Below are 24,389 nucleotides of genomic sequence, written 5' to 3'. Positions count from 1 at the left end.
TGGACGGGAGACGTGACATGAACGCTCATCCACCGGGCCCGCCGGTGTGGGCCCTGCCCGGCCTGCTGCGCAAACTGGCCGTCGACCGGCTCGGCATGATGCGGGACGCGGCTCGACTGTCGGACGCGGTCCGGGTCGCCATGGGACCCAAGAAGATGTACATCTTCAACCGGCCCGACTACGCCAAGCACGTCCTGGCCGACAACGCCGCCAACTACCACAAGGGCATCGGGCTGGTGGAGTCCCGCAAGGTGCTCGGAGACGGTCTGCTCACCAGCGAGGGCGCGCTGTGGCGCGCCCAGCGCGCCAACGTCCAGCCCGCCTTCAAGCCCCGGCGGGTCGCCGCCCAGGCGGGTGTCGTCGCCCAGGAGGCGGCCGCACTGGCCGCCCTGCTGCGCACCCGGGTGGGGCAGGGGCCCGTCGACGTGCTCACCGAGGTCACCGGACTGACCCTCGGGGTTCTGGGCCGCACACTGATGGACACCTCGCTGGAGGGCCACGGCGGTATCGCACACGCCTTCGAGGCCGTCCAGGACCAGGCGATGTTCGACATGGTCACGCAGGGGCTGGTGCCGAGCTGGGTGCCGTTGGGCACCCAGCGGCGGTTCCGCCGGGCCCGCGCGGACCTGACCCGGATCGTCGACGAACTGGTGGCCGACCGCGGCTCCCGGCTCGACGAGGCGAACCCCGGCGACGACGCGTTCGCGCGCATGATCCTCGCCGCGCGCCGGCACGAGGACCCCGCCCTCGGCCGCCGGCGTCTGCGGGAGGAACTCGTCACCCTGCTGCTGGCCGGACACGAGACGACGGCGAGCACACTGAGCTGGACCCTGCTGCTGCTCGCCCGCCACCCCCACGTCCGGGACCTGCTGCGCGACGAGGCCCGTGCCGTCCTGGCCGACGGCCGTCTCCCCGACGCCGAGGACCTGCACAAACTGACCTACACCACCCAGGTCGTCCAAGAGGCCATGCGCCTGTACCCGCCGGTGTGGATTCTGCCCCGCATCGCGCAACAGGCCGACGAGGTGGGCGGGTTCACCGTTCCCGCCAAGGCCGACGTCCTGGTCTGCCCCTACACGATGCACCGCCACCCCGACCTGTGGGAGGACCCCGAGAGGTTCGACCCGGGCCGTTTCGACGCGTCGCGGGCCGCCAACCGTCCCCGCTACGCCTACATCCCCTTCGGCGCAGGCCCCCGCTTCTGCGTCGGCAGCGGCCTCGGGATGATGGAGGCCGTCTTCGTCACCGCGCTCGTCACCCGGGACCTGGACCTGGACGTCGTGCCGGGCCATCGGGGCGTGCCGGAACCGATGATGTCCCTGCGCATGCGGGGCGGGCTGCCGATGACGGTTCGCCCGGCCTGAGCACGCAGTCGGAACGTGTGGAGGGGGCGGGCCCGCGGGCCCGCCCCCTCCACACGTCCCGGCCGCCGCCGGTCAGCCGACGGCGTGCTCCAGCGCGTTGGTGCGCAGGTCGAGCAGGGCCATCAGAACCGGCGGGTCCAGGGCGTCGACCGGACGCAGCACGATCTCGGCGGGCAGCAGCAGGGTGTCCGCGTGCGCGGTGACCGGCCCGTAGCGGCCGACGGAGACGGTGTCCTCGTCCCCCGTGCCCGACGGAAGGTGCTCGCTGCCGTAGGGAACCGAGTGGACGAGGACGTACCAGGTGCCCGCCGGGATGTCGTGCAGTTCGAACATGCCGGGACCGTCCAGGACGGCGCAGCACACGGGCTGCCCCTGGGGGACCGGCGTGGGGAAGAGACCGACGAAGCAGTGGCCGGGGGAGCGGTCGTAGGGCAGAGCGACCTGTCCGCGCAGGGTGCTGTTCGGGAATTCGGCGTCGACGGCCGCACCCGCCTCGATGGCCGGGGTGAATCCGCCCAACTCGCGGAACACGCTCGGGGAAACGCCCACGCACGCCTTGAATCGAGAACTGAACGTTCCTACGCTGCTGTATCCGACCTGGCTGCTGATATCGGCGACGCTGAATGTGGTATTGATCAGAAGGCGCTTCGCCTCCTGAAGTCGCAGTGCGGAAAGAAAGCGCCCGGGAGAGGTTCCCGTCACGTCCCGGAAAACACGCGTGAAATGGAACTTGCTGAACATCGCGGTACGTGCCATGTCGTCGATGGTGAGATCCTGGCCGAGATTGGCCTGCATATCGGCGATCACTCTGCTGACTGCGCGCTCGATGGTGGTGGAGGTCACCGTTTCTCCCTTTGGTCGAGAATGGCGATGCCGTTCCGGTCAGTTCCGAGACGCCGGCGCGGGCTGCACGGCGCCGGTGGGCCCCATGTCGGTCAGCCGACGGCTGGTCAGGTCTTCGGCGAACCGACGCCAGGTGTCCGAGCACTGCAGGGCCAGGTCGGCCACGGTGGCCGTGCAGTGCGGGGGGACGGCGCCCGCCTGGTGCCGCCATGCCTCGTCCACCACGAAGTGGGTGTGCAGCCAGCGCAGGAAGAGGCGGCCGGACTCGGACTGGCGCAGCGACGGGTCGCCGGCGAGGTTGCGCAAGGTCTCCAGAGGGGTGCGGCTGCGTCCGCCGGTGGCCGGCCGGCCGCCCGCGGCCCGCGTGGGTGCGGGCGGCGGGGACTCCCGGTCGGCGGGGGCGAGGGGGGCGCCGGCCGCCGCCGGCCTGCGTCCCGTCCCGTTGCCGCCGCGCCGGCCCACGGGCACCGGCGCCTCGCCGCGTTGCAGGCGTCTGCGCACGTCATGGGCGGTGCCCAGGGACAGGCCGGTCTGCTCGGCGACCGCCCGCAGCGGCAGGTCCGGTCGGCTGGCCATGAGTTCCGCGGCCTGAAGGCGCTCGCGGGTCCGGTCCAGGGGGTGGTCCTTGCCGTCGCTGCCCATGCGAGTGTTCGACTGCCGAGCCTCCACGGTTGAACTGCGCCGCACGGCCGCGACCGTCTTGGGGTCCAGTCCGGTGCAGGTGGCGATGGCGCGGTCGGAGAGGTCGGCGTGGGAGCGCAGAATGCGTTCGGAGGCGGCCTTGCGGTCCGCGACGGACAGCGGCAGGCCATGGGCGATGTTCGCGGACACCGAGCGCAGGAAGGTGTCCCGCTCGGGGCCGTCGAAGTAGTGCACCTCGACGGCGTCCTGCCCCTTCAGGACGGCGGCGGCCACCCGGTGCGAACCGTCGACGATCCGCATGGACGGCCGGTGGACCAGTATCGGCGGCAGCGAGTCCAGTGCGTCCGCGAGGCGCTGCACATGAGCCGTGTCGACCCCGTTCAACCGGGGTGAGTCGGCCGGGCGGAGCGCCTCGATGCGTACCCGCTGGGTGTAGTTCGTCGGCAGCGCCAGACCTCTGTCCGTGCTTTCCAACGTGACACCCCCTGGACCGGTACGAGTTGTTCCCGGTGTGCCTCCTCCGTCCTGCCCGCGGTCGAGACCGGTCGTCGGCGGAAGAGGAATACGACGGAAAGAACATTAAGCGATCGACCGGTTTTTTTGTCGGGTGGGCGAGGGCGATGCCCCGACTCCGCCTAGTCCTTTCATGCAACTCACTGTTCGGCGAACGCCCCGGCCGCCAGTTGTTTGAAAGGACTCGCCAGATCTACGTTTCTTCCACACCCCAGGTGATTCCCACCAAAGAGACCGGGAGGACGCGTTGCAGGCATTGGCAGAAATTTCCGAGCGCCGGGTCGAAATCGGCGCCGAGGCGACTCTCACCCTCGAGGCCTATGCGGACACCATCGTTCCCGGCGACAAGCGCGACCCCGGAGACCGGGCGATCGCCGGGGTCGGCACCGGAGGCGGAGCCGTCGCCGCCGGAGCCCTGGACCTCCTGCGCTGGGACGCCACCGGCATCTCCGACGGCCTGGAGGAGCTGGCCGGCCTCGTCGACGAGCACGCCAGGACGTATGCCGCCGGCGCCGGGCTGCTCCTGGACGACACGGTGCCGCCCTTCGTGGCCCTCGACTACGAGGACCGGGTGCGGCTGATCCAGACGCTGACCACCCCGGGACATCCGGAGAAGGACTTCTGGGTCCTGCTCTCCCTCTTCTGCAACATGGCTTTCGACTCGGCCGCCCACCTGCACACCGCGCAGGCCATCGCCGACGGCCACCCCGGCCTGGCGGCGATGGGCATCACCGCGCCCGACGCCGACGGACTGTGGCGCTTCGCGGACTTCGGCTACGGCCGCCGGCTGGCCGACCTCCACCCCGACACCACTGCGACCGGGAGCCCGGCATGAGCAACGCGATCGAGAAGACCGACGTCCTGGTCATCGGCAGCGGCTTCGGCGGAGCCATCGCCGCCTACCATCTCGCCGCCGGCGGGGCGAAGGTCACCGTCCTGGAGCGCGGCCCGTGGCTGCGCAGCACCGACTTCGAGCACGACTACAAGCTGGGCTCCTCCTACACGCGGGTCTTCGACTTCACCGTCGGCGACGGCATGAGCGTGCTGGGCGGCAACTGCGTCGGCGGCGGCAGCGTCGTCTACTTCGCGGCCATGCCCCGCGCCCCCCGCTTCGTCTTCGACCGCCACGGCAGCATCGGCCGGCGGATGTGGCCGGCCTCCGTCAGCCGCGAGACCCTCGACCCCTGGTACGACCGCATCGAGGAATCCCTCTCGGTGAGCCGGCAGGAATGGAGCGACGTCAGCTACGCCGGAGGGCTGTGGGCGGCGGCCTGTCACCACGCCGGCCGCACCGCCAACCCGCTCGCCGTCGCCATCGACAACTCCAAGTGCACCAACTGCAACTTCATGATGGCCGGCTGCAGGTTCGAGGCGAAGCAGTCGCTCACCGTCAACTACCTGCCGGGCGCCATCGCCCACGGAGCGCAGATCCGTCCGCTGCACGAGGTGCAGTACCTGACCCGGACCGCGGAAGGGGACTACCGGGTCCACTACAACATCGTCCACGAGGAGGACTACCGGCAGCAGAGCGGCTCCGGCGTGATCGAAGCCAAGATCGTCGTGATGGCGGCGGGCGCCGCCGCCACCCCCGTCATCCTCCAGCGCAGCGAGGCCCACCTCGGGTCGATGCCGCACGCGGTCGGCCGCTACTTCTCCGGCAACGGCGAACGGCTCAACACCGCCATCCTCGACGAGGACAAGGTCGCCGAACTCCTGGGCCTGTCCCGGGGCGACGGACTGCCGGCCTACGGCGCCAACGCGATCGGCAGAGGGCCGACCGTGGCCAGCTGGGACAAGCTGGACGGGTCCCTGCCCGAGTACTCCCGCTACTCGCTGGAGCAGCTCTACTTCCCGCCGGGCCTGGGAACCATCCTCGCCCAGGCGCCGGACGCCACCGGACCGACCTGGTTCGGCAGGGAGAAGAAGGAGATCCTCAAGAACTGGAAGTCCTGGCTGACCATCTTCTCCATGACCGAGGACGACAACGAGGGCGTCTTCGGACCGCCGCCGGCGACCGGCAACGCGCACCGCATCTCCCAGCAGATGCTCGGCCGCGGCACCCTCTCCTACCAGCCGACGAAGAACACCTGGCACGGATGGAACCAGTCCGACGCCGAGGTCAAGGAGATCCTGGAGAAGGACGGCCTCGCCAAGGTGATGCCGTGGACCAACGACCTGGTCGGCGCCTACACCGTGCACCCCCTCGCGTCCTGCCGCATGGGCGACGACCCCGGCACCTCCGCCCTCGACGACACCAGCGAACTGCGCGGCCACTCCGGCGTCTTCGTCACCGACGCGTCCGCGGTCCCCGGGGCGCTCACCGTCAACCCCGCGATGACCATCGCGGCGCTCGCCGAGCGCGCGGTCCCCCACATCGTGGCGGCCGCCCGGAGCAGGGGGGTCCAGGTCACCTACGGAGCCCCGGCCCCGACCGGCTACAAGAGCGGCCGCGACGCCGTCCTGCCGCTGCTGCGCCGCAACCCCCGGCTGCCCGCCGGCGTGTGACCCGCGGTCGCTCGTGACGACCGGTCAGTTGCTTCACAGGACTTTCCCTTCCCCAGTGGGTTGTCTCACGCAACCCGCTCGTGACACCCCAGGAGGCCGCGGTGCGACCGCTCGTGAGAACCATGCTGAGGGGCTCCCTCAAGCAGATCCGGCACGTCGCCCCCGTCGCGCCCCGCGAGGCCAGGGGTCTGGCGGCCGAGGTCTACGGCCAGGCCCGCCGGGAGTTCGGGGTCCTCGCGCCGCCGCTGGCGCTGCACTCCCCGGCGCCCGAGGTGCTCGCCGCCGCCTGGCTCCTGCTGCGCGAGACCCTCCTCGTCGAGGGCCGGGCCGGCCGGGCGGCCAAGGAGGCCGTCGCCACCGGCGTGTCGCAGGCCAACGAGTGCCCCTACTGCGTGGAGGTCCACCAGGCCAAGTTGCAGACCCTGGCCGGCCCGGACGACGACGGCCTCGCAGCACTCACCGACTGGGCCCGCACCCTCACCGCCGCGGACCGTCCGCGCACACCGGCGCCCTTCCCCGCCGGGCACACGCCGGAACTGCTCGGCACCGCCGTCGTCTTCCACTACCTCAACCGGATGGTCCGGCTGTTCCTGCCCGACTCGCCCGTCCCCGCAGCGGCCCCCAGGGCCGGACGCGGACCGGCGCTGCGGATGGTCGCCCGGGCCATGCGCCCGGACACCGGCGCAGCGGTCACCGCGGGAGCCGCTCTCGGTCTGCTGCCCGCCGCGCCGCTGCCCGCCGCCCTCGCCTGGGCCGAGCCCGAGCCGGCGGTCGCGGGGGCCCTGGCCCGCGCCGTCGCCTGCGTCGACGCGGCCGCGGAACGCTGGGTTCCCGAACCCGTGCGGGACGTACTGCACGCCGAACTCGCCGTCGCCGACGGCGTCCCGCCCGGCCCGAGCCGGGCCTGGCTCGGCCCTCTCACCGCCCCGCTCGCCCCCGGGCAGAGCTCCGCGGCCCGGCTGTCCCTGCTCATCGCGCTGGCCCCGCACCAGATCACCGACGCGGACGTGACCGCGTTCCGAGCGGACCAGCCGGGCGACCGCGAGCTCGTCGAACTCGCCGCCTGGGCGTCCCTCACCGCCGCCGTCCGTGCCGGAAGCCGCTTCACCCTCCCCGACCCCCGCCCCACCGCCGCTCCCACCACCGGCTGACGACCTCGCCCCCTGCCGACCACCGGACCGACCTGCCCACCACGACTTCCCGACCCGACCGATCTGCCCACCGACTCCCGACCCGACCGACCTGCCCCGACCGACCCGCCCACCGACTCCCGACCCGACCGACCCGCCCACCGACTCCCGACCCGACCGACCTGCCCACCGACTACCCGACCCGACCGACCATCCGACCCGACGACCCGCCCACCCGACGCACGTCCCGCCCACGACCCGACCCCGGCACACCGCCCACCCGCCCCGCACCCCGACCGCGAAGAAGCCCCCGCCCAGGAAGCCCGGCCGTGTGGCCGGCCTCCGCAGGCGGCCCCGCCGAGCAGAGCGACCGCACGACCACCGACCCGCCCGCGCACCAACCCCCGAAGGAGACCACCGACATGAGCACTCTCAACGACGTTCTGAAGGACCTGGCGACCGACATCGAGGAGACCGCCCGGCTGGTGGAGGGACTCGACGACGCCGCGTGGAACGCGCCGACCCCCGCGCCCGGCTGGAGCATCGCCGACCAGATCGCCCACCTGACCTTCATCTTCCACCTGGCCGGCACCGCCGCCTCCGACCCGGCGGGCTTCGCGCAGATCGCCGCCGGCGCCGCCGACGACTTCGAGGGTGCCGTCGACGCCGCCCGGCGCCAGTTCAACCAGTTCCCGCCCGCCCAACTGCTGGCCCGCTTCAGGGCGCTGGGCCGCCGCTCCGTCGAGGCGCTCGCCGCCGTCCCCGAGGGCGACGTCGTGCCGTGGCTGGTCAACCCCCTGCCGCCGGCCGTGCTCGCCTCCGCCGGGATCATGGAGGTCTTCGGCCACGGACAGGACATCGCCGACGCGCTCGGCGTGCGCCGCGAGCCGACCGGGCGTCTGCGCCACCTCGTCCTCTTCGCCTTCCTCACCCGGGACTTCGGATACCTCTCCCGCGGTCTGACGCCTCCGGCCGACCCCTTCCGCATCGAGGTGACCTCACCGACGGGCGAACTGTGGGCCTTCGGACCCGAGGACGCCACCGACCGCATCACCGGCCGGGCCGAGGACTTCTGCCTCCTGGTCACCCGCCGCCGGCACCGCGCCGACCTGGCCCTGACCGCCGTCGGCGAGGAAGCGGAGCGCTGGCTCGACCTGGCGCAGGCGTACCGCGGCCCGGCCGGTGAGGGCCGCAGGCCGGGCCAGTTCTCCGACCGGTCGGGTGAGCACTGAGTGGCGGTGCGGCCACCGCCGGCCGCACCGCCGCCGTGCCGCCCCGTGTCCGCTCCCCACCAGCCGTCCCGCCCCCAGCCGTCTTGCCGGCAGCCGTCACGCCACCAGCCGTCCAGGAGTTGTCATGCGACCCGCCTTCCTGCGCACCGCAGTCGTGATCGGATGCGGCGTCTCGGGCACCTCGATCGCCCTGGCCCTCACCGGCGCCGGGGTCGAGGTGACCCTCGCCGACCAGGACCCGCGTGCGGCCGCCGAGGCGCACCGGCTCGGCGCGGGCGAGGTGTGGACGCCCACCCGTGCGCCCGCCGACATCGTGGTCGTGGCCACCCCGCCGTCCGCCGTCGTCGACGTGCTGCACACCGCCCAGGCACGGGGCCTGGGCAACGTCTACACCGACGTCGCCGGCACCAAGGACATCGTCGCCGCCGAGGCCGAGCTGCGCGGCTGCGACCTCAAGGGCTACGTCCCCGGTCATCCGCTGCCGGCCCGCGGCGTCACGGGCCGCTCCGCCTCCCGGTTCGTCGGCCGGCCCTGGATCCTGTGCCCGTACGAGACCACTCCCCGATGGGCGCTGGCGACGGTCGCCGAACTGGTCACCCTGTGCGGGGCGGTCCGCCGCGACATGACCCCGCACGCACACGACCGGGCCATGGCCGCCGTGGGGCACCTGCCGTACGTCGTGGCGGCCGTCCTCGCCGGCGGGCTCCTCGACCTGGATCCCGAACTGCTGCCGCTCGCGGGGGAGGAGCTGGCCGCCGCCGTCCGGACCGTCGGCGCCGGCCCCCTCGTCGGCGGCGACCTGCTGGCGCACAACGCGGGTCCGGTCGCCGACCAGCTCGACAAGGCGGCCGCGGCGCTGGCGGCCGTCGCCCGGACGCTGCACCGCGGCGAGGACACCGTGCCCGTCGAACTCGGCCTGCTGCTCGAGCTGGGCGAGCGGGGCCGTGCCGCGCTGCGGGCGGCGGACGAGTACCGCACGGCCGAGGATGCCCGCCCCGGTGACCGGATGTGACGGTCGCCCTCGACCCGTCGCCGAACGAAAGCTGGTCGATCCGTGCCTCATCCCGCCTTCCTGCGCTCCTGCTACGAAGCCCTGACCGCCTTCGGCTGGCTGCTCATCGGCGTGGCCGCCCCGCCCGACGACCGGCCGCCGCTGATCGGGCCCGCCCCTCTGCACCCCGAACGGCTGTGCCCCGAGCGCCCCCTGACGGCCCTGGAGCGCGCCCTGGACCGGCAGCTGGCGGGCTGACCGCCAGGCCGACCGCCACCACGGGGCTGTGCCCGCATCCGTCGGCCCCGGCTCCGGCCGGCACCCTGTCCCGGCGCCCGGTTTCCCCTCCGCGGGAGGCCGGGCGCCGCCGTTCGACCTGGCTAAGTCGGATGAACGCGCAGGTCACGAACTCGGTGGCCGGGCGCAGCAATTGGGGAGATGACCCTGGCGGGGCACCGGCGAACGATGGGGAAGCGGTCGTGAGCCGTCCTACGAGAACGGAGTTCCGCATGACACACGGCGTGCCGAACAAGCGGTTGCTGATGGTGATGCCCTACAGCCAGTTCGTCCGCAAGGCCGCCCAAGCGGGCTTCGAGGTGTGGGCCGTCTGGGATCCGTCCCTGCGGGAGAAGTCCTATCTCGACTCCGTGGCCGAGCACGCCCGGGAGCTGCTGACGGTCGACTTCGGCGACGAGCGGGCCCTGCGCGCGCTGATCGCCTCCACCGTGCGCACCCACGACATCGGCACCGTGCTGCACCTGGGCGCGGAGAGCAGCATGGGCCCGGTCGTCGCCGAGGCGGAGCGGCTCGGACTGTCGCCCAATCCCGCGGCGGCGGTGCACCGGCTCAACGACAAGGCCGCCCTGCGCGCCCTGCTGGCCGAGCACGGGATCTCACCCGTGCGCAGCGAGCTCGCGCCCACCGTGGAGGCGGTCGCGGCCGCCGTCGGACGCCTGCCGCTGCCCGTCGTGGTCAAACCCACCCGCCTGTCCGGGAGCCGCGGCATCGCCCTGATCCGGGACGCCGACGACCTCGGCGAGTGGACGGAGCGGGTCGCCGCGGCGGGGCACGCCGGCCCGTATCTCGTGGAGGAGTACCTGCGGGGCCCGGAGTTCAGCGTCGAGACGCTGTCGGCGAAGGGGACGCACCATGTCGTCGGCGTGACCGCCAAGCGCACCACCGGCGCCCCGCTGTTCGTCGAGACCTCCCACATCCACCCGGCGCCGCTGGCGCCCGCCGACGACGAGGCCGTCCGCACCCTGGTCACCCGGCTGCTCGACGCCGCCGGTCTGGTCTTCGGTCCCGCACACACCGAGGTGATCCTCACCGGGCGCGGCCCGCGCATCGTGGAGTCGCAGACCCGGCTGGGCGGGGACCGCATTCCTCAGCTCATCGAGACCGCCACCGGTTACGACATCGAAGCGGAGATCTTCCGGGCCCTCGCGGGCGCCGACGTCGAGCCCGCCGCCGCCCTGCACACCGCGGCCGTCGGCTTCTTCCTGCTGCCGCCCGGCCGGCTGGAGTCGGTGCGCGGCCTCGACACCGTCCGGACCCTGCCCTACGTCCACACCCTGCACTTCCCGTTCGCTCCCGGGGACGAGCTGCCGCCCACGACCGACTCCGCCACCCGCCACGGCTATGTCGTCGTCGACGCCCAGTCCCCCGCCGAGGCCGACGAGCGCCTCGCCCGCGTGCGCTCCCTGCTCGTCGCCGACGTGCGCGAAGCCACCCTCTCGAAGGGAAACCCACGTTGAGCCCCGCCCCCACCGTGCTGCTGATCGGCGGCGTCGACGCCCACCTCGAACGCTTCGACGCGCTCGGCGTGCGAATCGTCCTGATCCAGCACCCCGACAAGATCACCCCCTACCAGACCCGCACCGCCCACGCGCTGGTCGTTGCGGACTACACCGACTGGGAGACCGTGCTGCCCTTCGCCGAGGCGGCCCGCGCGGTCTACGGCGTCGACGCGGTGGTCTCCCTGACCGAACCGGGCCTGATCCCGGCCGGCCGGCTGTCCGACGCGTTCGGGCTCGGCGACGGCAGGCGCTACGAGGTCAGCCGCCGGATGCGCGACAAGTACCTGATGCGCCGTCACCTGTCGGAGCTCGGGCTGCCCGTCCCCGAGCACGGTCTCGTCGAGGACCGGGAGTCCCTGGACGCCTTCGGCGCGAAGGCCGGCTACCCCTTCATCGTCAAGCCCGTCTCCACGACGGCCGGGTTCGGCCTGCTGCGTGTCGGGGGCCCGCAGGACACCGACGCCGTCTGGGCGCGGATCCGGCAGCTGCAGGGCGGGCGCACCGACCGCGGCTCCACCATGTTCACCGTGGAGGGCTTCCTGATGGAGGCCTACATCGACGGCCCCGAGTTCAGCGTCGAGTCCCTCAGCTTCGCCGGACGCCACGTCGTCGTCGCCGTCACCGAGAAACTCACCGACGACGCCCACTTCGCCGAGCTCGGCCACGCCGTGCCCGCCCGCCTGTCCGGGACCGACCGGACGCGTCTGTGCACCGCGGTCGAGGACTTCCTCACCGCGATGGGCGTCGTCGACGGACCGAGCCACACCGAGATCCGGCTCTCCTCCCGCGGCCCGATGATCATCGAGTCGCACAACCGGCTCGGCGGCGGCCACATCCCGGAACTGGTCCGCGCCGCCTACGGCATCGACCTGATCGCCTACGGGGCCGCCTGGCCGCTGGGACTGACCGAGCCGCTGGCCGCTCCGCCCGAGCCCACGGCCGCCGCCGTCACCCGTTTCGTGCTGCGCAGCCCCGGCACCGTCACCGCCGTCCACGGGGTCGAGGAGGTCGCGGCCCGGCCCGAGGTGCTGCTCGCCCAGGTCTCGGTCCGGCCCGGCGACACCGTCCGTCCGCTCCGCGACAACTGGGACCGCCTCGGCAGCGTCGCGGTGACGGCCGCCGACACCGACAGCGCGGTCCGGCTGTGCGAGCACCTGGTCCGCGAGGAGATCCGCATCGACGTGGCGCCCGCCGCCCCGGAAGAGCTCCGGGCGGCCTGAGCCGCCGCCGTGCCGACGACATACCAGGAGGAGTCGACCATCATGTCCGAACGACGAGGATTGCTGACCACCCTGCGCGAGGACCTCGGCGTCGTCGTCGAGCGGGACCCGTCCGTCGGCGGCCGCTGGGAGGCGCTGGGCCACACCGGGCTGTCCGCCGTGTGGGCCCACCGCATCGCGCACCGGCTCCACCGGGGCCGTACGCGCTGGGCCGCGCGGACCCTCGCCCGCGCCGCGCGCCGTCGCACCGGAGTCGAGATCCATCCCGGCGCGGTGCTGGGCCGCCGGGTCTTCATCGACCACGGCGCGTCCGTGGTGATCGGGCAGACGGCCGTGGTCGGCGACGACGTCACCATCTACCAGCAGGTCACGCTGGGGGCCGTCGGCTGGTGGGCCGACATCGCGCGCCGGCCCGGCGCCCGGCGCCACCCCGTGATCGGCGACCGGGTCGTCCTGGGCGCCAACGCCACCGTGCTCGGCCCCGTCACGGTCGCCGAGGACTGTCTCGTCGGGGCCATGGCCACGGTCACCGAGGACATCCCGCCCGGCACCCGCGTCTACGCCGCCCGCTCGATCGTCCGCCTCGCCCCCGGCGCGCCCCCGGCCGACCCCGGGCCGCCCGCCCTCGACGCCGTCCGCCTGCTCGCCACGGCGGGCTCGTGGTGACCGCCACCGGGACGCACGGCCCCGCCGCCCGCGCGGCCGGCCGGCGTGCCGCCGCAGCGCCCGTCCCGTTCGCCCCCTGGAGACTGCCGTGACCACCGCCGTCCGCCCCGCACACACCATCGCCGCCGGGCTCGAAGAGCTCATCGGCCACACCCCGCTGGTCCGTCTCGCCGTCGCGGGGGCCGTCCCCGGCGCCGAGGTGCTCGCCAAGCTGGAATCCGCCAATCCCTTCGCCAGCAGCAAGGACCGGGCCGCCCTGGCGATGCTGCGCGGCGCCGAGCAGCGCGGCGACCTCAGGCCCGGCGGGACCGTCGTGGAGTCCACCTCGGGCAACACCGGCATCGCCCTGGCCGCCCTCGCCGCGATGCGGGGCTACCGCTGCATCGTCGTCCTGCCCGACAGCGCCACCACCGAACGGCTCGGCCTGCTGGCCGCGCTGGGCGCCGAGGTCGTCCAGACGCCCAGCGCGGAGCGGTTCGCGGGAGCCATCGCCAAGGCGGAGGAGATCCAGGCCGCGACCCCCGGGTCCTGGTATGTCCGCCAGCACGAGAACCCCGACAACGTCCGCGCCCACTACGAGGGCACCGGGCCGGAGATCTGGGCCGACACCGGCGGCCGCGTCGACGTCCTCGTCGTGGGCGTCGGGACCGGCGGCACCCTCACCGGCGCCGGCCGCCATCTGCGCGAACGCAACCCCGACCTGGAGATCGTCGCCGTCGAACCGGAGAACTCCCCGGTCCTGTCCCGAGGTCTGGCGGGGACCCACCGCATCCCCGGCCTCAACGGCGGCTTCGTGTCGCCCACCACCGACGTCGGCCTCATCGACCGGGTCGTCACCTGCTCGGACGAGGCCGCCCTGGAGAGCGCCCTCGCCCTGGTGCGCGAGCAGGGCCTGTTCGCGGGGATCTCGTCCGGCGCCGCCGTGTACGCGGCGAACCTGCTGGCGCGGGAGTCCGCGTACGTCGGCAAGTCCATCGTCACGATCCTGCCCGACACCGGGGAGCGGTACGTGAGCGTCTTCACCGAGAGGAACCCCTCATGACCACGCTCGTCCTGCACCGGGGCTCCCTGCGCGCCAACCCCTACGAGCGCTGGCTCGCCGACCGCGAGGAGAAGATCGTCCTGCTGGGCTCCGCCGACCAGCTCGCCCTGTTCGACGAGGAACTGCCCGCGGCCGCGCCCTACCTGCACTGCGAGGTGCTGCCCGACTACGACACCAGCCCCCGCGTCGCCGAGCGGGCCGCCGAGCTCATCGAGGAGTTCGGCGTCACCGACATCGTGGCCTGCCAGGAGTTCGACATCGAGCGCGCGGCCGCACTGCGCGAGCGCTACGGCCTGCCCGGCCAGCGACTGGACACCGCGCTGGTCTACCGCGACAAGTGGGAGATGAAGCGGGCCGCCGTGCGGGCCGGCGTCGCCGTCGCCGACCACGCCCTGCTGCGCACCGCCGCCGACCTCCTCTCCTTCGCCGACTCCCACGGACTGCCCGTGGTGGTCAAACCGCGTCGCGGCGCCCTGTCCGTGGGCGTGGCCGTGCTGCGCACGCGCCAGGAGCTGGCCGAGTGGCTCGACGCGACCGACCTGACAGGGCCCGGCGCCGAGGGCGAGTGGCTGGCGGAGACGTTCGTCGAGGGCTCCATGTGCCATGTCGACGGAACCGTCCTGGACGGGCGGATCGCCACCCTGTGGCCGTCGCAGTACCTGTACGCGCTGGCCGACTTCCGCGACCGCGCGGGCCGGGTCGACATCGCCCTAGACGTCGCCGACCCGCTGGCCCGCAGGCTCACCGAGTTCGCCGAGAGGATCCTGGCCGCGTTCGGCGGACCCGAGCACTTCGCCTTCCACATCGAGGTGTTCCACACCACCGGTGACGAACTCGTGCTGTGCGAGGCCGCGTCGAGGGCGGGCGGGGCGGGAGTGCGGGACGTCCAGCGGGCCCTGTTCGGCTTCGACCCGATGGAGTACCCGGTGCGCCGCCAGCTCGGTCTGCCGGTCGTCCTCGAGGGCCGGGGCGACCCCGGACGGATGGCGGGGCAACTGCTCTTCACCAAACGGCCGGGCGTCCTGCGCGCCCTGCCGGACCCGGCGACGCTGCCGCCCGGCGTGCTGAAGTACACGACGTACGCCGAGGTGGGGGAGCGGGTGGCGGAGGCCTCGCACTCCGGGGACTTCCTCGCGGCCTTCGTGATCGGCGGAGCGGACCGCGCCGAGTGCGAGGCGCGCATCCGGGCGGCCGAGGCCTGGTTCACCGCCGGGCTCGACATCGGCTGAGCCGACCGACCTGACCAAGTACGCGCCAGTCGGGCGCGGTCGCGGGGCGCGGCAATCCAGGAGATGCCACGCCCCGCACCGCTGTGTGACCGTTCCGGCAGAACCGGGGGCACGGTGAGGCCCGCCGCCGGGAGGGCCGACCGGATTGGACAATGCCTTGGTCACATCGATTCAGCAGCGCTTCGCCGCGCAGGCGGCATCGACGCCGGACGCGGTGGCCGTGTCGGCACCCCGGGACGGCACCGTCCTGACCTACCGGCAGCTGGACGAGCGCGCCAACAGGCTCGCGCACCGGCTGTCCGCCCTCGGGGTGCGCCCCGGTGAACCGGTCGCCGTCCTGATGGAGCGCTCGCCCGACCTCCTCGTGGCGCTCCTGGCCACGGCGAAGGCCGGCGCGGTCCAGCTGCCCCTGCACAGCGCCTACCCGCTCGCCCGGATGCAGCGGATCACCGACCGGGCCGGCGCCCGCGTCCTGCTGACCGACGCGGCGTCGCGCGAGCGCGGGCTGCCGCGGGCCGACGTCGTCGTCGAGCCCGCCACCGACGCGGCGCAGGCCGCCTCGCCCGCCACCGACCCGGGCGTGCAGGGCGGCCCGGACGCGGTCGCCTACGTCATCCACACGTCGGGCTCCACGGGAGAGCCCAAGGGCGTGGAGGTCACCCACCGCGGCGTGCTCGCCTTCGCCGCCGACCCCTCCTGGCGCGCGGCGCACCAGCGGGTGCTGTCACTTGCCCCCTACGCCTTCGGAGTCTGCGCCTACGAGATCTGGGTGCCGCTGCTCAACGGCGGCCGTGTCGTCCTCGCCCCGCCCGGGGAGCCCGATGTCGCCACCGTGCGCCGGCTCATCGCGGAGGAGGGCATCACCGCCCTGCACGTGACGGCCGGTCTCTTCCGCGTCTTCGCCCAAGAGGCCCCCGAGATGTTCGCCCCGGTCAGGGAGGTCCTCACCGGCGGCGACGTCATCGCCCCGACGGCCGTGCGGCGCGTCCTGGACGCCTGCCCGGAGGTCGTCGTACGGGCCATGTACGGCGCCACCGAACTCACCGCCTTCGCCGCGCACGCCACGATGACCGCCGCCCGCCCGCCGGCCGGCCGGATCCCGGTGGGCCTGCCCATGAACGGCGTCGAGTTCCGTCTGCTGGGCCCCGACCTGGCGCCCGTGCCCGACGGCGGGACCGGCGAGCTCTACGTGGCGGGCGAGCGGCTGGCGCGCGGCTACCACCACGACCGGTCCCAGACCGAGGAACGCTTCCTCGCCGACCCCTGCGGGCCGCCCGGCACGCGCGTGTACCGCACCGGCGACCTCATGCGGCGCGACGCCGACGGGCTGCTGGAGTTCGTCGGACGCCTCGGCGACCAGACCAAGATCCGCGGCTACCTGGTGGATCCCGCGGAGGCCGAGAACGTCCTGACCCGTCAGGACGGTGTCGTGCACGCCGCCGTCGTCGTCCGCGACGACGACGCGGGGGAGGAGAGGCGGCTCGTCGCCTACGTCGTGCCCGGCGCCTCGGAGGTCTCCGCGGCGGGCCTGCGCTCCGCGCTCGCCGCCGAGCTGCCCGCATACCTGGTGCCCGCCGCCTTCGTCACGCTCGACGCCCTGCCGCTGACCGCCAACGGCAAGCTGGACCGGGCCGCGCTCCCCGCGCCCGAGCGGCCCGTTCCCGGCACGCCGGCCGAGGAGCTCACACCCGCCCGGCAGCTGCTGTGCGCCCTGTTCGCACGCGCCCTCGGTCTCGACTCGGTCGGCCCGCGGGACAGCTTCTTCGAGCTCGGCGGCGAGTCCCTGCAGGCCGTGCGGCTCGCCAGCCGTCTGGCGGCGGAGTTCGGCGTCGAGGTGTCCGTCGCCGACGTCCTCGGCCACCCCACCGTCGTCGAACTCGAGGTCCTCCTCCAGGACCTGACGCCCACCCGCCCCTAGGCCCGTCCCGGGCACAAGCGGTCGCCCCCGACCGGGAAAAGGAATGGTCACCTTGAGCATCACTGCCGCAGAGCCGGAGACGGACGGACCCGCCCGGCGCATCCCGCTGTCGTACAACCAGCAGTTCCTGCGCGCCTTCGACAAGGGGGAGACCGACGGCGCCTTCGGCCACCGGCACACCCTGGTGTGCGGCTGGCGTGTCACGGGCGCCGTCGACACCGGCGCCCTGCAGCGCGCCCTCGACGACGTGGTCGCACGCCACGAGGTGCTGCGCACCGCCCTGGTCGGCGACGACGAGGGCGGCCACCAGGTCGTGCACCCGCCCTCGCCGGTCGCGCTGGAGATCACCGACCTGGCCGCGACGCCGGACTCGCGCGAGGTGCGGGCCGAGGAGTTCCTCAACGACATCGACGTCACCCCGTTCCCCGTGCGGGAACTGCCGCACCTGCGGGCCTGCCTGGGCCGCTTCGACACCGACGACGCCGTCCTGGTCCTCGCCACCCACCACACGTCCACCGACGCCTGGTCCCTGCAGATCCTGATGCGCGACCTGATGGCCGCCTACCGGGCCCACGCGGCGGGCGGCACGGCCGATCTGGGAGAGGTGCGCCAGTACCGCGAGTTCGCCCGCTACCAGCAGGAGAGCGCGGACAGCAGCCGCACCGACCAGGCCCGCGCCTACTGGCGCGAGCGCCTCGCCGGGGCCGAGATCACCGCGATCACCTCCGACCGGCCGCGCCAGGACGACCGGCCCAGCGCCTACGGCGTGCACCGCTTCGTCTTCGACGCCGAACTGTCCCGCGCCGTCGTGGAGTTCGCCAGGGCCGAGCGCTGCACCCCCTTCATGGTGCTGGCCGCCGCCTACAGCGTGCTGCTGCGCCTGCGCACCGGCGCCCGCGACGTCGTCTTCCCGACGTTCTCCTCGGGGCGCTACGAGGAGCGGTTCACGGACTCGGTCGGCCCGTTCTTCAACTTCGTGCCGATCCGTATCGACACCCGCGCCTGCACCACGCTGCGCCACGTGCTGGACCAGGCACGCGCCGCGTGCATGGGGGCCTACCGCAACGAGATCCCCTTCGCCCGGATCGCCGAGGACGTCCCGGCGCTGCTCGCGCCCTTCGCCGACGCGTCACTGGCCGTCGTCGCCTTCGAGGTCCTGCAGTCGCCGTTCCCGCTCGGCGACGCGGACGGCACGGGCCCGCGGGTCGACGAGATCCGCCGCCGCACCCTGTCGCAGCAGGTCAGCTCGGCCATCCCGGACGGCGGGCTGTGGGCCATGGACTTCCTTCCCGGGGGAGGGCTCGCGGGCAGCCTGAAGTTCGACCACAACCGCTTCGACGAGAGCACCGCCGTCGACCTGGTGGAGCAGTTCCGCCACCTGCTCACGACCCTGCGCAGCGCCCCGCAGACGCCGCTGGCGCAGGTGTGACCCCGACGGCCGGCAGGCGACCACTTCGACGCAAGAGGACCGATTCACCATGACCTTCACCTTGCCGGGGACGTCCACGCACCCCGCGGCCGTCCCGGAGCCGGACCTCACCCCGGACGAGATCGTCGCCCGCGCGCAGGAAATCGCGGCGTCCCTGATCGCCCGGCAGGCCGAGACGGAGCGGCGCGGCCACTACGCCGAGGACACCCACGAGGCCTTCGCCCGCGCCGGCTTCTACCGCATCCTGGTCCCGCGCCGCTACGGCGGCCACGAGTTCGGCCCGGCGACGTTCCTGCGGGTCGCCACCGCCCTGGCGCGCGGCTGCCCGTCGACGGGCTGGATGTACCTGTTCGGCGCCGCCCACGCCCTGGTCGCCGCCACCCTGTTCGACGAGCGCACCCAGGCGGAGCTGTTCTCCGGCGGCGACTTCATCTGCCCGGCCACGGTCGCCCCGGCCGGCAGCGCGCGGCGCACCGAGGACGGCGGGTGGCTGCTGGACGGCACCTGGAACTACTGCTCCGGCTCCCCGTACGCCACCCACTTCATCGGCCACACCCTGGTCTTCGACGACCCCGAAGGGCCGCCCGCGCCGATGCTGTTCATCGCCGAACGCGCCCAGTTCGAGCGCCTGGACGACTGGGGGGACCAGCTGGGCCTGCGGGGCAGCGGCTCGCACAGCATCCGCATCGAGGGCGCCCGCATCCCCGCGCACCGCACTCTCCCCGGTCACCTCAGCCAGATCCCGGTCACCGACCTGCTGCCGGGGCGCAGTCTGCACGGCCCCGAGTACGGCGGCGGCCCCCTCAGCTTCATGCTGCTCGAACTCGGCGCGCTCGCCCTGGGCATGGCGCAGGGCGCCCTGGACGCGTACGAGGAACTGATGCGTACCCGCACCACCACGTTCTTCCCCATCGTCGCGCGGACCGAGGATCCGGACTTCCAGTTCCGCTTCGGAGAGGCCACCGGCATGATCGCCACCGCCGACGCGGCGATGACCGAGGCCGTGCGCCAGTGGGAGCAGCTCTGCCGTCAGGACGCCGCGGCCTTCACCCGGGAGGAGGAGCTGCGACTGGCCACCATCAGCCGGGAGGTGGTCCGCCTGTGCTGGCGGGCCGTCGAGAGCCACCTCTTCCCGACGGCGGGCTCCAGCTCCGTGCGGGCGGGAGAACGCGTCGAGCGGGTCTGGCGTGATCTGTCGATGCTGCACAGCCACGCGGGCAACGGCATCTTCCTCGCCACCCACGCCAACCGGGAACTGGCCCGCGCCCACTTCGGCGTCGGACAGTGACCGCCCCCGCCCCGACCTCACCCGACCCCACCTCAGACAGGGACACTTCCATGGAGCAAGGCTGCCCCTTCGCCCTCGACACCACAGGGCGGGACATCCACGGCGAGGCGACCGTCCTGCGGGCCGAGGGTCCCGCCACCCGGGTCGAACTGCCCGGCGGTGTCCTGGCCTGGTCGCTCAACGGGCACGACGTCATCAAGAAGGTGCTCGGCGACCCGCGGGTGACCAAGAGCGCCCGCAGCCACTGGACCGCCTTCCGCAACGGCGAGATACCGCCCGACTGGGAGCTGATCAGCTGGGTGGCCATGGACAACATGGTCACCGCCTACGGCAAGAACCACGTCCGGCTGCGCAAACTCACCGGCAAGGCGTTCAGCCCCCGGCGCACCGAGGCGTTCCGGCCGCGGGTGGAAGAACTCACCGACCAGCTGCTGGACTCCCTGGCGCAGGCCGGGCCGGGAGAGGTGGTGGACCTGCGCGAGCGGTTCGCCTACCCGTTGCCCGCGCGCCTGGTCGCCGACCTGATCGGCATGCCCGAGGAGGCGCGCGCCAAGACCGCCAAGGTCATCGACGCCATGGTGGACACGACCATCACCCCCGAGCAGGCCCAGGCCGTGCTCGCCGGCTGGCGCGGTGCGATGGCGGACCTCATCGCCGACAAGCGCCGCGAGCCTGGCGAGGACATCACCAGCGACCTCGTGGCCGCCCGCGACGAGGACGGCTCGCGGCTGTCCGAGGAGGAGCTGACCGACACGATCTTCGCGATCCTCGGCGCCGGCTCCGAGACCACCATCAACTTCTTCGACAACGCCATCACCGCGCTGCTGTCGGACCCCGGGCAGCTGGAGCTGGTCCGCTCCGGACGGGCCACCTGGGACGACGTGATCGACGAGACGCTGCGCGTGGAATCGCCGCTGGCCCATCTCCCGCTGCGCTACGCGGCCGAGGACATCGAGCTCGAGGGCGTCACCATCTCCCAGGGCGACCCGATCCTGGTCAACTACAGCGCGGTGGGCCGCGACCCGCGGCTGCACCCGGACAGTCCCGACACCTTCGACGTCACGCGCGCGGACAAGGAACACCTCTCGTTCGGGTTCGGCCCCCACTACTGCCTCGGCGTGGGCGTGGCCCGCCTGGTGGCCCGCACCGGGCTGTCCCGGCTGTTCGAGCGCTTCCCGGATCTGTCGCTGGCCGTGCCGCGGCAGGAGCTGGAGCCGCTGCCGACGTTCATCATGAACGGCCACCGCAGCCTGCCGGTCCGCCTGACGGTGCCGGCGCTGGCCACCGCCTCCTGAACCGCGTCCGGCCGTCGGGGGCGTCCTCACACGCACACGCGTGTGAGGACGCCCCCGTTCTGCGCCGGCGTCCTCCTCGCCTCCTGCCGACGTCCCGGCCGGTCCGCGGGAAACGGACGAGCCCGCCGCACGGGACATCCCGTGCGGCGGGCTCGTGACGTGACGCCGGTTCAGGCGGCGGCGGTCGCCTGCGCGCGCAGGAAGCCCTGCTCGACGCGTTCCAGCATCTCGGGGCTCATCAGCGCCGCCGGCGAGTCCACGAGTCCGGCCACCCGCATGAACGTGGCCGTCACCTCTCCGTCCACCACGGCCGCGGTGTGCAGCTTGGCCATGTACATTCCGGACTGCTCCCACTCGGGGGTCCGTACGCCCTCCACCTCCGCGTAGCCCAGGTCCGCGCCCGCGGAGAACTGCCACGGCATCTCGATGACCTGCGCGATGTCCCGCAGGAACGCGAGCGGGTCCACCTCGCCCCGGGCCAGGTGGTCGCGCAGGACCAGGGACTCCAGCGCGGAGACCGTCATGCCCTGCCCGTAGACCGGGTTGAAGCTGCAGGCGGCGTCGCCGAGCACCAGATAGCCGCCCGGGAAGCGGGACAGCTCCTCGAACCGGCGCCGCACGCTGGCCGGATAGCGCAGGACCGAGCCCTCGCCGACCGGTTCGGCGTCGTGGATGACGTCGTGGATGTCCGTCACCGGCAGGGTGCGGGTCCACTCCAGGAAGCCGTCGAGGTCGGCGGGCGCGCTGTCGCCCAGCACACCGGTGAGGGAGACCACCACCAGTCCGTCCTCGATCCGGGACAGGAACGCCCCGCGCCGGTGGCTCGGCGAGGTGACCGGGTTGATCGACAGGTCACCGCCCAGCACCGACGGGTCGCGCAGCCGGAAGACCCGGGTCGTGTAGCTCAGGTCGATCCGGATGTGCTCCTCCCTCGGCCGCTCGTAGCCCAGCTCCTCCAGCCACACGGGGGTGCGCGAGGCGCGGCCGGTGGCGTCGACGACGAGGTCCGCGGTGATCGTGCGCTGCGGCGTGCTCCCGTCGTGGCCCTGCACCCGCACGCCGGTCACCCGCGCGCCGTCCTCGTCGGCGACCAGGCCGACGATGTCGTGACGCTCGAGGAAGGTGACGTTCGTGTGTGCGGCCACCCGTGCGCGCACCCGGCTCTCCAGCAGCGGCCGGGTGGCCGAGACGCAGACCAGGCCGGTGGTGCCCGGGCTGAGCCGCCGGCCGTTGAAGAACCAGCGCAGTTCGCCCAGGTCGCCGGTCGGGATGCCCGCGGCGACGGCGTCGTCGGTGAATCCCGGGAAGAGCTCGTCGAGGATCTGCTGGCCGCGGGCGAGCAGCCCGTGGACGTGGCGGCCCTGCGGCACCCCCCGCCGGGCCGTGGCACTGACGCCGATGTCGTCCCGTTCGACGACCACGACCTCGCCGTAGGAGTCGGCGAGCACCCGCGCGGCCAGGAGCCCCGCCATGCTGCCGCCGAGGACCACCGCGCGGGCACCGGATGGACCAGCCATCGGTCTCACCCCTTTCCGTTGTCCGTAGAGTTCTGTGCCGCGCTCACGCGGCGTGGCGCGGGCTGTTCTGGTAGGCGGCGAGATGCCAGTGGCCACCCCGCTTGACGACGACCCACGACGCGTGGACGGCCCGCTCGGGCGCCGGCTCGGTCTCGCCCGGCGCCAGGATGCCGCCGCGCGTGATCAGCACTCCGGCCCCCTCGTTGGCGAAGCGGATGTCGATCGGGGTGCCGGTGACGCGGGTGCCCTGGTAGGGGCCGGCGAAGGCGGCGGCGGCGAAGGCGCGGATCGCGTCGCGGCCCTTCTCGAACACGCCGGGCAGGATGAGGGTCCCGTCCGGTGTGAACACCTCGGCGAAGGCGTCGGCGTCGTAGGCGGCCCAGGCCTCGACCAGGCGCTGGGGCACGGCGGCGACGGCGGCCCGGTCCTCGTCGGGGACGACGACGCCGGAGGCGGTGGTCTCGGGGGAGTCGGTCTGGATGGTCATGGCTTCTCCGGGGTGAGGCGGTGGGAGGGCGGGGGGGGGGGAGGGCTTAGAGGTAGAGGGTGTTGGGCTGCTGGCCGCACAGGACGCGGCCGTACAGCTCGGCGTTGGTGTTCGGGTTCATCAGGGCGTGCAGGCTGACGGCCTGGATGTCACGGGTGATCCGCTGGATCGGCACGTCCCGGTAGATGGAGGAACCGCCCGAGGCGGACGCGAAGATGTCGACGGCCTCCTTGGCCAGCCGGACCACGGCGCCCATGTCGGCGCGGGCGCGGGCCCGCTCCTCCAGCGTCCACTGCTCGTTCGCGGCACCCTTGGAATCGACCAGGTCGGCCAGGCGGTGCGCGTGGAACTCCGCCTGGTCGGTCTTGAGCACCGCGTCGGAGACCTGAAGGTGGGTCAGCGCCGCCTCGGCCTGCGTGGTGTACCAGGTGTAGGTGAGGGTGCGGCCCGGCAGACGCTCGAAGAACGCGTCGCGCGCGGCACGGGCCAGCCCCACCGCGGTGCCCACGGACGAGGCGGCGGCGACCGGCAGCAGCGGGGCCCGGTAGGCGGGCGATTCTGCGTTGATCCGCGAGGCGTACCGGCCGCCCAGGACGGCGGGCAGCGGCAGCACGCGCTCCTGCGGGACGAAGACGTCCCGGGCGACGGTCGACACGCTCCCGGTGCCCCGCAGACCGGAGGTGTCCCAGTCGTCGACGATCTGCAGCTGGTCCATCGGGACGAGCGCCATGAGAGGCAGGTGCTGGCCGTGCGGCTGCTCCTGCGCGGCGATGATCTCCTGCCACTGCGCGTGGTGGGCGCCGCTGACGAAGCTCCACCTGCCGTTGACGACGATGCCGCCGTCGACCTGCACGGCCTGCGCGGACGGGCTGAGCGTGCCGCAGACGCGCACGTCCTCGGTGGCGAAGACCTCGTCCTGGACGTGGTCGGGGAACAGGCAGGCCATGAACGTGGGGATCCAGTACACCGAAGCCGTCCAGGCGGCGGCTCCGTCACCGCGGCCCAGCTCGGCGGCCACGTCCACCAGGGTGCGGGTGTCGGCCTCGTAGCCCCCGTACCGCTTGGGCACCCGCAGCTTGAAGAGACCGGCCTGCGCCAGCGCCTCGATCGTCTCGTCCTGAAGCCGCCCGTCCTCCTCGGCCTTCGAGGCGTTCTCACGCAGCAGCGGTGCCAGTTCGGCCGCGCGCTTGACCAGCTGTGCGCGCGTGGGGATGTCGGCGGTGAGCATCGTTGGGTCCTCCCGGGACACGTCGTCGAGCCAGGTCGTGCTGGAGCGAGCTCA

21 protein-coding genes are annotated in these 24,389 nt (G+C 73.3%); 16 read left to right on the top strand and 5 right to left on the bottom strand.

The window, feature by feature from the left end; all coding sequences use genetic code 11:
* Positions 1-17: 17 nt before the first annotated feature.
* Positions 18-1,364: a cytochrome P450 gene (locus tag OG440_RS41050; protein WP_331739381.1), complete on the top strand. Its 1,347-nt coding sequence runs from the start codon at positions 18-20 to the stop codon at positions 1,362-1,364.
* A gap of 72 nt (positions 1,365-1,436) precedes the next feature.
* Here OG440_RS41050 and OG440_RS41045 read toward each other — a convergent pair whose 3' ends face one another.
* Complete coding sequence (locus OG440_RS41045) at positions 1,437-2,207, bottom strand: AraC family transcriptional regulator (RefSeq protein ID WP_331739378.1); 771 nt, start codon at positions 2,205-2,207, stop codon at positions 1,437-1,439.
* A gap of 39 nt (positions 2,208-2,246) precedes the next feature.
* Positions 2,247-3,323: a ParB/RepB/Spo0J family partition protein gene (locus OG440_RS41040; protein WP_331739374.1), complete on the bottom strand. Its 1,077-nt coding sequence runs from the start codon at positions 3,321-3,323 to the stop codon at positions 2,247-2,249.
* Between the two features lie 295 nt (positions 3,324-3,618).
* On the opposite strand from OG440_RS41040, the gene OG440_RS41035 reads away from it, so the two are divergent.
* The 15 genes from OG440_RS41035 (at position 3,619) to OG440_RS40965 (ending at position 21,103) form a co-directional block, all read left to right on the top strand.
* Positions 3,619-4,197, top strand: coding sequence for a DUF5987 family protein (locus tag OG440_RS41035; protein WP_331739470.1), 579 nt, complete (start codon positions 3,619-3,621; stop codon positions 4,195-4,197).
* Positions 4,194-5,867, top strand: a complete 1,674-nt coding sequence (locus OG440_RS41030; protein WP_331739372.1) for a GMC family oxidoreductase — start codon at positions 4,194-4,196, stop codon at positions 5,865-5,867. Before OG440_RS41035 ends, OG440_RS41030 begins: the two co-directional genes overlap by 4 nt.
* Positions 5,868-5,968: 101 nt before the next feature.
* The gene (locus tag OG440_RS41025) at positions 5,969-7,018 is read left to right on the top strand and encodes a carboxymuconolactone decarboxylase family protein (protein WP_406011658.1); all 1,050 of its coding nucleotides are present in this window, start codon (positions 5,969-5,971) and stop codon (positions 7,016-7,018) included.
* A gap of 401 nt (positions 7,019-7,419) precedes the next feature.
* Positions 7,420-8,229 carry a TIGR03084 family metal-binding protein gene (locus tag OG440_RS41020; RefSeq protein ID WP_331739468.1) on the top strand — a complete coding sequence of 270 codons (810 nt, stop codon included), beginning with the start codon at positions 7,420-7,422 and terminating at the stop codon, positions 8,227-8,229.
* Between the two features lie 124 nt (positions 8,230-8,353).
* Entirely contained in the window at positions 8,354-9,241 is an 888-nt protein-coding gene (locus tag OG440_RS41015; protein WP_331739367.1) for a prephenate dehydrogenase/arogenate dehydrogenase family protein, read from the top strand.
* A gap of 42 nt (positions 9,242-9,283) precedes the next feature.
* Positions 9,284-9,478, top strand: a complete 195-nt coding sequence (locus tag OG440_RS41010) for a DUF6059 family protein (RefSeq protein ID WP_331739363.1) — start codon at positions 9,284-9,286, stop codon at positions 9,476-9,478.
* Positions 9,479-9,729: 251 nt separating this feature from the next.
* Positions 9,730-10,974: an ATP-grasp domain-containing protein gene (locus OG440_RS41005; protein ID WP_331739360.1), complete on the top strand. Its 1,245-nt coding sequence runs from the start codon at positions 9,730-9,732 to the stop codon at positions 10,972-10,974.
* Entirely contained in the window at positions 10,971-12,236 is a 1,266-nt protein-coding gene (locus tag OG440_RS41000) for an ATP-grasp domain-containing protein (protein ID WP_406011657.1), read from the top strand. The genes OG440_RS41005 and OG440_RS41000 overlap by 4 nt, the downstream gene beginning before the upstream one ends.
* Positions 12,237-12,278: 42 nt before the next feature.
* The gene (locus OG440_RS40995) at positions 12,279-12,902 is read left to right on the top strand and encodes a serine acetyltransferase (RefSeq protein ID WP_331739357.1); all 624 of its coding nucleotides are present in this window, start codon (positions 12,279-12,281) and stop codon (positions 12,900-12,902) included.
* Positions 12,903-12,990: 88 nt separating this feature from the next.
* Entirely contained in the window at positions 12,991-13,944 is a 954-nt protein-coding gene (locus tag OG440_RS40990; protein ID WP_331739355.1) for a cysteine synthase family protein, read from the top strand.
* Positions 13,941-15,173, top strand: a complete 1,233-nt coding sequence (locus OG440_RS40985) for an ATP-grasp domain-containing protein (protein ID WP_331739352.1) — start codon at positions 13,941-13,943, stop codon at positions 15,171-15,173. Before OG440_RS40990 ends, OG440_RS40985 begins: the two co-directional genes overlap by 4 nt.
* Before the next feature lie 157 nt (positions 15,174-15,330).
* Positions 15,331-17,091, top strand: a complete 1,761-nt coding sequence (locus tag OG440_RS40980) for a non-ribosomal peptide synthetase (protein WP_406011656.1) — start codon at positions 15,331-15,333, stop codon at positions 17,089-17,091.
* A 52-nt stretch (positions 17,092-17,143) separates the two neighbouring features.
* The gene (locus OG440_RS40975; protein ID WP_406011655.1) at positions 17,144-18,520 is read left to right on the top strand and encodes a condensation domain-containing protein; all 1,377 of its coding nucleotides are present in this window, start codon (positions 17,144-17,146) and stop codon (positions 18,518-18,520) included.
* Between the two features lie 49 nt (positions 18,521-18,569).
* Positions 18,570-19,808 (top strand): acyl-CoA dehydrogenase family protein, encoded by a 1,239-nt coding sequence (locus OG440_RS40970; RefSeq protein WP_331739344.1) that lies wholly within the window; start codon positions 18,570-18,572, stop codon positions 19,806-19,808.
* A 50-nt stretch (positions 19,809-19,858) separates the two neighbouring features.
* Positions 19,859-21,103 carry a cytochrome P450 gene (locus OG440_RS40965; RefSeq protein ID WP_331739341.1) on the top strand — a complete coding sequence of 415 codons (1,245 nt, stop codon included), beginning with the start codon at positions 19,859-19,861 and terminating at the stop codon, positions 21,101-21,103.
* 170 nt (positions 21,104-21,273) lie between these two features.
* Here the strand turns inward: OG440_RS40965 and OG440_RS40960 are convergent, their stop codons facing one another.
* From OG440_RS40960 to OG440_RS40950, 3 genes are read right to left on the bottom strand one after another with little or no spacing between them, the layout of a single operon-like run.
* Positions 21,274-22,620 (bottom strand): FAD-dependent oxidoreductase, encoded by a 1,347-nt coding sequence (locus OG440_RS40960; protein ID WP_331739339.1) that lies wholly within the window; start codon positions 22,618-22,620, stop codon positions 21,274-21,276.
* A 43-nt stretch (positions 22,621-22,663) separates the two neighbouring features.
* Positions 22,664-23,107 (bottom strand): SgcJ/EcaC family oxidoreductase, encoded by a 444-nt coding sequence (locus OG440_RS40955; protein WP_331739336.1) that lies wholly within the window; start codon positions 23,105-23,107, stop codon positions 22,664-22,666.
* A gap of 46 nt (positions 23,108-23,153) precedes the next feature.
* Complete coding sequence (locus OG440_RS40950) at positions 23,154-24,335, bottom strand: acyl-CoA dehydrogenase family protein (protein ID WP_331739333.1); 1,182 nt, start codon at positions 24,333-24,335, stop codon at positions 23,154-23,156.
* Positions 24,336-24,389: the final 54 nt, after the last annotated feature.

Origin of the sequence: Streptomyces sp. NBC_00637, from assembly GCF_045161545.1 — a bacterium.
Taxonomy (GTDB): Bacteria; Actinomycetota; Actinomycetes; order Streptomycetales; family Streptomycetaceae; genus Streptomyces.
Note: the sequence above shows the minus strand (reverse complement) of the source record. Positions and strands in the feature narration are given on the sequence as shown.